This is a genomic window from Flavobacterium sp. (assembly GCF_035760125.1).
Lineage (GTDB): Bacteria > Bacteroidota > Bacteroidia > Flavobacteriales > Flavobacteriaceae > Flavobacterium.
The window spans coordinates 1-6,009 of sequence record NZ_DASTTN010000034.1 but is presented as its reverse complement, the minus strand read 5'-3'; the positions used below and the strand labels follow the sequence as shown (position 1 = coordinate 6,009).

The 6,009-nt window shown below is 33.3% G+C and carries 5 protein-coding genes and 1 riboswitch; of the genes, 1 reads left to right on the top strand and 4 read right to left on the bottom strand.

Going from position 1 to position 6,009, the window contains the following annotated elements:
- Nucleotides 1-393, bottom strand: a 393-nt coding sequence (locus VFS71_RS01700) for a sigma-70 family RNA polymerase sigma factor (RefSeq protein WP_326398981.1), incomplete at its 3' end; no start/stop codon positions are given.
- A 125-nt stretch (nucleotides 394-518) separates the two neighbouring features.
- Between VFS71_RS01700 and VFS71_RS01695 the strand changes: the two genes are divergently transcribed.
- A complete protein-coding gene (locus VFS71_RS01695) occupies nucleotides 519-1,964 on the top strand; it encodes a S41 family peptidase (protein WP_326398980.1) in 1,446 nt (481 codons plus the stop codon).
- Nucleotides 1,965-2,180: 216 nt separating this feature from the next.
- Here the strand turns inward: VFS71_RS01695 and VFS71_RS01690 are convergent, their stop codons facing one another.
- The 3 genes from VFS71_RS01690 to cobC form a co-directional block, all read right to left on the bottom strand.
- Nucleotides 2,181-3,242 (bottom strand): YncE family protein, encoded by a 1,062-nt coding sequence (locus VFS71_RS01690; RefSeq protein ID WP_326398978.1) that lies wholly within the window; start codon nucleotides 3,240-3,242, stop codon nucleotides 2,181-2,183.
- A 4-nt stretch (nucleotides 3,243-3,246) separates the two neighbouring features.
- Nucleotides 3,247-5,100 (bottom strand): TonB-dependent receptor plug domain-containing protein, encoded by a 1,854-nt coding sequence (locus VFS71_RS01685; protein ID WP_326398976.1) that lies wholly within the window; start codon nucleotides 5,098-5,100, stop codon nucleotides 3,247-3,249.
- 31 nt (nucleotides 5,101-5,131) lie between these two features.
- Nucleotides 5,132-5,334, bottom strand: a riboswitch (cobalamin riboswitch).
- A gap of 102 nt (nucleotides 5,335-5,436) precedes the next feature.
- Nucleotides 5,437-5,973: an alpha-ribazole phosphatase gene (gene cobC, locus VFS71_RS01680; RefSeq protein WP_326398974.1), complete on the bottom strand. Its 537-nt coding sequence runs from the start codon at nucleotides 5,971-5,973 to the stop codon at nucleotides 5,437-5,439.
- Nucleotides 5,974-6,009: the final 36 nt, after the last annotated feature.

Genomic DNA, 6,009 nt, shown 5'->3' with positions numbered 1-6,009 from the left:
AAATTCGCATTGTTCTATATCCCGCAACTGAATAATCAATCGTTGCTGTTCCGGCAATTGGTCAATAATTTTTTCAACCCAATTTAAGCTATCATTATCTTCTACTTTTTTATCTAAACTTGGCTCCCTATCTGTATAATTACTGTGAACAATTTTAAGATTGCCAGATCTTTTTGATTTTAACTGATCCAAACAATAATTTTTAGTCATGGTCATCGCCATTGCCTCTACACTATTATACGAATCTAAATCTCCGTTTTTACTCCATAATTTTACCAAAATTTCTTGTGTAGCATCTTCTGCTTCCTCTGTGCTTACGAGTAATCGCTTGGCCAATCGAAAGAGTTTATCTTTGAATGGATTGATTAAAAGCACAAATTCATTTTGGTTCATAAAATGGCTATATTAATTCGGTTATATAATCAAGACGATTCACAATTATATTTGTTACAAAAAAAAAATTAAATTAAACTAAAGTTAGTATTTTTGCGTTCTATACCTACAAATAAATTCTTAACATGAAGGCATCTTTCAAAATTACACTTTTATTATTCATAGCCCTCTTTACTTTTCAGAGTTGCGAAGACGTGGACGATGTTGCAGCTCCAGAGTACTTGGAGGTAAATGATTTTATATGGAAAGGCCTCAATTTATATTATTTATGGCAAGCCGATGTTCCTAATCTTGCCGACGATCGATTTGCCAATCAAGCCGATTTAAATACATTCTTAAAAGGATATCCAGAACCTGAAACTTTATTTGATGCACTAAGAGTTGATAAATCTATCGATAGATTCAGTTGGATTGTAAGCGATTATAGAGAATTGGAAGGAATGCTTCAAGGAACTACAAAAAATGACGGTGTGGATTTTGGTCTTTACCGTAAAGCTTCAGATTCTGATGATATATTTGGATGGGTACGTTATATCATACCCAATTCTGATGCTTCAACTAAAGATATAAAACGTGGCGATATTTTTTATGGTGTAAATGGAGTTCAGCTTACAGTAAGTAATTACCAAACCTTATTATTAAATTCAGAAAACTATACACTAAATTTAGCCGATTATAATAATGGCCAGATTACACCTAACGGGAAATCAGTAACATTGACAAAAACAGAGCTTTCCGAAAATCCAATTTTAATAAATAAGGTAATTGAAACCGGAGGTCATAAAATAGGATATCTTATGTATAATGGTTTTTATCCAAACTATGACTCGCAATTGAATGACGCTTTTGGTTCATTAAAATCACAAGGCATCACTGATTTAGTTCTTGACTTAAGATACAACGGTGGTGGTTCAGTGCAAACAGCAACCCGTTTGGCCAGTATGATAACTGGGCAATTTACCGATAAAGTATTTTCTAAACAAAGATGGAATGACAAAATCAATGCTTATTTCGAATCTGAAGACCCAGATGCATTGAAAAATTTATTTACAAACACAATTGAAGGTACACCTATAAACAGTTTAAGCCTTACCAAGATTTATATTTTGACGACAAAAAGTACTGCTTCTGCAAGCGAATTGGTTATCAACGGATTGAAACCCTATATTGATGTGGTTCAAATAGGGGACATAACTACAGGGAAAAATGTAGGATCCATTACCATTTATGACTCGCCTACTTTTGGAAAAGAAAACAGAAATCCAAATCACCGTTATGCTATGCAGCCAATTGTCCTAAAAATTGTAAATGCAAATGATTCAGGTGATTACTTTAATGGTTTAACCCCAACGTATTCCTTAAAAGAAAACATAACCAATTTGGACGTACTGGGTAATTCTTCAGAACCTTTGCTGAGTACTGCAATTGGAAAAATTACTGGAACTGCCAAAATGGTTAAAAAGACAACAGGAAAAGAATTTCCATATTTTGAAGATGCAAAATCAATCAGTGGTCAAAATCAAATGTATGTTGACAAAGTACCAGCTGGACTGTTAAGATCTTTGGAGTAGATTAAAACATATTAGGAAAGATAAATTCATTATCGTTTCTAGCCAAATTAAAACAAACGACTAAATCAAAAAAGGCTTTCATCACTGAAAGCCTTTTTTTTCCAAAAAAATTACAATAATACAGCTAATAAGTTTTAATAGAATACCACAACTATTAAAGCCACAGCCATATTATACTTAAAAACATTAGCCCAAATAATGGTCTCCATGTTTGAATTAATCATTAAAATAAAATCCGTTTGGTCCCACACCAACTGTGAATTCTTTTTGCAAAGTTCCTGTTAAATTATAAATATAAGCTTTACTGTCAGCCTTATAATCGCCACTATCAGCTAAGTAAATGCGATCATTATTAACCGCAAATCCATATAAATTAGCAACTGAAGAAGCTGTTACAATCGGTGTAGTTGAAACAGTTGTCGCAGTAGTGCTTATTCCATAAACTGAATTATATACTGTATAATAAATTTTATCATTATAAATATCCAAATATCCCGCCCCATCTAAAGCTTCAGGAAATGTAATTTTTGAAGTTGTTTTATCTGATAATTTTACTTTCACTATTTCGCTTCTGCTTCCATAAGGACCTCTCAAAACATATAGAATCCCATCTTTTTCCTCCATTGTATCAGCACTTGAGCCAATTGTTATTGGCGTTTCAACCGCCTTTGTGGCAATATTTACAACCGATAATTTTTCACTGTTATAAGGCTCTGTAATATATAATTTACCGTTCTTTTCTATAATTCTGTTAGCCGTTGCGTTTACATTAATTTTAGATTCATATTTATTTGTTGCTAAATCAATAACCGCAACATAATCATCAGTGTTCCCTACAGCATCTGCTGCTGCTCCCCAATCAGCATAAGTATTGGCATTCGTCACATATGCTTTGCCGTCTTTTACAACGCCGTATCTTGGATTCATAAGTCCAGTGTCAATTTTTGCTATTAATTTAAATGTATATCTATTAACAACATTAATAACATTTGAACCGCCGGCAATGATATAAGCGTTGTCACCATTAAAAAATATGTTTTGAGCAAATTTTCCAAGCAAGTCACTTCCATTTGCTGCAGTGTATGCATCTTTTACAAAAACATTCAAATCATCACTAGCAAATGATACTGTTCCTTGCCCTGCGCTTCCTTCATTTAGAATAAAAAAACCATTGTCATAATCTCCTTTTGGAGTGTTGTCGTTGTTATCATCATCATTTGAACAAGAAACAAATAACGAAATACCAAACGCTATTAAAAGTAATTTACTGATTTTCATAATATTAAAATTTTAAAGTTAAATACATATTGAAATTTCGACCCGGCATAGGTCTGCTTTCCAGACTTTCATAATTTTCATTGAAAACATTTAAAACCTGAAAGCCCAGTTTAAAAGAATCTAAGAATTTAAAATCATAGTCGATTCCTAAATTTGAAACTGTATAGTCGTTTATGATTTCATTCGGATCATTATCCGCTCTGGTATAAACAAAACCATTATATAAAAATTGATAATAAGCACTAATTCTTTTTCGTGAATAAGAAACCGAAGCGGTTACTTTATCATAAGGAACAAAGAAAAGCTGGTTTCCGGTTGCTGCATCTTCAGACACCGTGTGGGCATAGGAAGCATTGGCACTAAAATTATTTTTGCCATACTGCTTTTTCCAACCCAATAATGTTTCAGAACCATAACTGTTTACATTGTCTTTATTTTGGGGAGTCCAAATGCCATTCTTAGCAGGAACCCATTGCAGTAAATCTCTAATTTTTATATAATAGAAAGTCTGCGTAAGCGAAATATTTTTGAAAGTAAATACATTCCCAATCTCCGCCTGATAGGAATTCTCCGGTTTTAAATCAGGATTTCCTCCCGGCTCCCAATACAAATCATTGAACGTTGGTATCCTGAAATTTCTCGACAAATTCAATTTCAAATTGTACAATCTGCTAAACTGATAGGAGGATCCTAAAGAGAATAAAACGGGCGATTTGTAGTTGTTTGTAAATTCTTTGCGAATGCCAAACTCATTTTTCCAGTTAGTCGAAAAGTCTTGCTTTAGCAGCAAAGAGGCAGAACTAATTTCGCGGATATGATTACCAAAACCAGTTCCGTAACCATTTGTTCTATTGTAATCTAAAATTCCGTTTACTTGGGTCGATTTAAATAATGTGTATCCAAAATCAGCTTTAGCTATCAGACTTTCCGTTTTTCCGTATGTGTATTGATTTGTTGAATTGTCAGCAAAATATTGGTAATTTTCAAAAATATAGGCTGTTTTTAAATTCGTGGTGAACCTTGCAAAATTACCGTCATATTCCAACAAATTACGGTTAAAACCATTAACATATTTACTTTTCATTTCAGATTCCGTAACCAAAGAAGTATTTCTGTCGGTGTTTGATGTTTGGCTGTATAGTTTAAGAATATTTTGGGCATTAAACTTATAACCCAAATTAGCGCTCACGGTAATTACATCGTATTGACCATTTTGATTCCAGCGCTGTTCGCCTTTCCAAGTATATTTGTTTAGGTATTTGTAATCATTAGTGGAACTGTTTTTCGAAAAACCAATTTGAGCACTCCATTTTTCGGTAGCAATATTGGTTTTATAATTAATTCCGATTGTATTAAAACTGCCGTAATCCAGTTTCAAATTAGTGTCAAACCGATTATAAAAACCCAAGTCGTTGTTCAAATGGACTGTTCCGCCTATTGCTCCACTACCGTAAAGTATGCTCCCGCCACCAGCTTTTACACTAATCGAATTATAATCAGAACCTGAAATGGTGTTAAAATCAGTACTTCCATTCATTTGCGAATTAATATTGATTCCGTTCCAAATTACAGCAGTTTGAGAAGAAGTCGTCCCTCTAAAGGAAACTGTGGAAAGCATTCCACGTCCGTATTCTTTAAAATAAAGTGTAGAATTAAAGTTTAATAAATCAGTCAGTAAAGCTTCATTTTTATTGATAATGGAATCATTAAGTTTTAAAACCGACTGTGAATTGGAATATTTTTTGAGATTTGTATCAGAAACTATAACCTCCTTTAACTTGTTTATAGAGTCATTTTGCGCCGAAATCAATTGGCACATTAAAACAAAAAAGGATACTATTAGTTTTCTTAAAGTCATAATTTCTGAACCTTTTTTCCCGAAAGTTCGATATTTGTTAAGAAAAAAGGCAGGTCTCCTGGCTTGCGTCTTGTTGTTCACCTTCCCATCTCGTTTTTAGAACGAAACAGTGGTTTGTAGATAACAACAAGCTTGATAGCTTACAGTTGCGGGAACAGCTTAGGTTTTTAACCTAATTCCCTTTTAATGTGTTTTCGTAAAAAGTAAAACACAACCTTAATTCGGGTGCAAATATAAAGTTAAAAATATGGAAAACTAAAATTAATGAACCATTTTAATTTCAACACAAATATAACAAATTGTTTATCAGTAATTTAAAATCAAAACAAATCAATTCTACATTTCTACTTTAATCACAACCCCATAGTCCAATTGCGTTTTAAAAGCTTCCTGGAGGGGAAGATTATTTATTTTGCACAAAATACTTCGGATAACTCCAGAATGCGCCACAATGATAATTGGCTTAGTATTTCCTTTCGAAATATCATTATCCAAAAATTCTCGGACTCTATTATCCAAATCCACAAACGATTCCCCATTAGGCACATTTACGGTAACAAAATCTTCCATCCAAGGGTCTAAAACTTCACGAGGAATGGCATCCCAGCTCATTAATTCCCAATCCCCAAAATCCATTTCCATCAATCTTGAATCTTCAATAATGGAAGTGATTTGGGTATTTTTCTGAATATGTTTAGCCAAAATAGAGCATCGTTGCAATGGGCTGGAATACAAAATTGCGTCTTGTGGCAATTGGTCCAAAATCGATTCAAAAACGACTTCATAAGGCTCGCGAATTCCAACATCACTCTGACCGTAGCAAATTCCCTTTTCACAAACTGTTTCAGTATGACGGACTAAATAAACTTCCATATTCCAATAATTGATAGATAAAAAACCACTTCACAT